The sequence below is a fragment of the Lentzea aerocolonigenes genome (assembly GCF_000955955.1).
Classification (GTDB): Bacteria; Actinomycetota; Actinomycetes; order Mycobacteriales; family Pseudonocardiaceae; genus Lentzea; species Lentzea aerocolonigenes_A.
Map to the genome: position 1 here is coordinate 1 of NZ_JYJG01000198.1, position 2,007 is coordinate 2,007.

Here is a 2,007-nt window from a genome sequence, read left to right on the forward strand (position 1 = left end):
ACGTGGATGAAGGTTCCCTTCATCGAGCTAGTTGCGGAACCAGGCGGAGCGCCACGGTTTGGCGGTGGTGATGAGGTGGCTGACGGAGACCGGGGTGTAGTCGCGGGAGCGCAGTTCGGCCACCAGTTCGCGGGTTACGTCGCCTCGGTTGAAGGTGGGTTCCGGGGTGGTGTCGCCTGGCGGCACCTCGAAGCCGTCGTGCATCAGCATGATCGAGCCGGGGTGCAGGCCCTCAAGGCCGCGTGCGGCGACGTCGGCGGCAGCGCCGTCGACCCAGTCCTGGACGGTCGGTCCCCACACCACGGGCATCAGGCCCGCGCGCCGGGTGGCCGCGTAGGTGGCGGGTGACTGGGCGCCGTAGGGCGGGCGGAACATCCGGACGTCACGGCCGGCCACCTTGGACAGTCGTTCCCTGCCGTCCGCGAGCAACGGCTGGACCTGGCCGCGCGGCAAGGTGGTGAGACGGGTGTGGTCGACGCCGTGCAGGGCGATCTCGTGGCCCTCGTCGAGCACCGCGCGAACCAGTTCCGGGTAGCGCTCGGCACGGTAAGCCAGCTGGAAGAAGGTGGCCTTGAGGCCCAGTGACGCCAGCGCTTCCAGGACGGCGGGCGTGCCGACCGGGTCGGGGCCGTCGTCGTAGGTCAGGGCGACCAGCCGGGAATCGGTCCTGCCGCCGCGGATCGAGCCGACCGGTGACAGCACGGTGTCGGCGGACCGACGGAGAAAACGTCGCGTTGCAACGGAAAGCGCCACTGCTACCCCTGTCCGGCGATCCGCACGACATCGTCAGCCGCGCGTCCCCACGAGTAGTGGCGAGCCGTCTCTTCCCGCGCGTCCCAGGTGTGCTGGTAGATCGAGTCGTCCGCCAGCACCGAGGCGATCACCTTCGCCAGGTCCTCCGGCTCCTCCGACCGCACGAGCTCGCCGGTCCGGCCCGCCGAGATGATCTCCGGCATCGCGAACGCGTCCCGGCCCACACAAGGCAAACCGCGCGACAACGCCTCGACGAACGCGATCCCGAACCCCTCGAACCGCGACGGCAGCACGAACAGGTCGTGCGCGTCGTACAGGTCCGCCAGCTCGGACACCGGCAGCCGGCCGAGGAACGAGACCCCGTCCGGCACCTCACCGGGAAGAGGCCACGCCGAAGGCCCCACGACCGTCAGCGTGATCGCCGGGTCGACGTCGCGCCGCAGCACCGACAACGCCTTCACGACCTGGTCGCCGCCCTTGGTGTGGAAGTCCTTGCCCACCATGAGCAACTTGCGCCGCGACGAGACCCGCCGGGCGAACACGTCGTCGGACACCGCGCCGGACAAAGCCGAAATCCCGGGGTTCACCACGTGCACACGTGAAGCAGGCAAGCCCGTCACCGACACCAGGTGGTCGGCGAACCAGCGCGACATCGCGAACACCCCGGCCGCCGACGCGTACACCCGGCGCTGACGATCAGCGGACCACTGCACGGAATCAGCCGAGAGCGACGGGAAGTGCGTCAGAGAACCCTCACGTGCCAGCAACTCCAGCAGCACGTCGTAGCTCAGGTCCTGCACCAGGAAATAGGGCCGGGAGAGCACCGCGAGGTCCTGGATCTGCAGCACGGCATCAGGAGCAAGAGACGAACAAGCCTTGCGCAGCACCGACTCCTCGTAGAACCGGGCCGCCCGCGAGTGCCGCCACATCGACACCCACTGCCCGTTCACCCGCCGGGCGTGCGCGGCCTTCAACCCCAGCCGCACCAACGACGAGTGCGTCACCCCGAGGTCGACGACCTCCGCACGGGACCGCAGCGCCTCGCGGAGGTTCCACGGCGTGTAGGACCACGTGGGCTCCGGCACCGGGTCCCAGCTGCAAGCGAATCCCAGCTTCACCGTGCCCCCTTCATCTGGGAGGCGACCTTCGGCCGCACGGCAGGGACGGGCTTGAGAGGTTCGTCCAGCGCACGCCGCGTGATCCGCCACAGCGCGCCGGTGATGCCGAGCAACAGGAACAACAACCCGCTGATCA

General features: G+C 69.3%; 2 protein-coding genes. Both read right to left on the reverse strand.

All coding sequences use genetic code 11. The features are described from left to right. Window positions 1-27: 27 nt before the first annotated feature. The gene (locus UK23_RS24995; protein ID WP_052685011.1) at window positions 28-702 is read right to left on the reverse strand and encodes a polysaccharide deacetylase family protein; all 675 of its coding nucleotides are present in this window, start codon (window positions 700-702) and stop codon (window positions 28-30) included. A gap of 53 nt (window positions 703-755) precedes the next feature. Next, window positions 756-1,871 carry a glycosyltransferase family 4 protein gene (locus tag UK23_RS25000; protein WP_045314063.1) on the reverse strand — a complete coding sequence of 372 codons (1,116 nt, stop codon included), beginning with the start codon at window positions 1,869-1,871 and terminating at the stop codon, window positions 756-758. Between the last annotated feature and the right edge of the window lie 136 nt (window positions 1,872-2,007).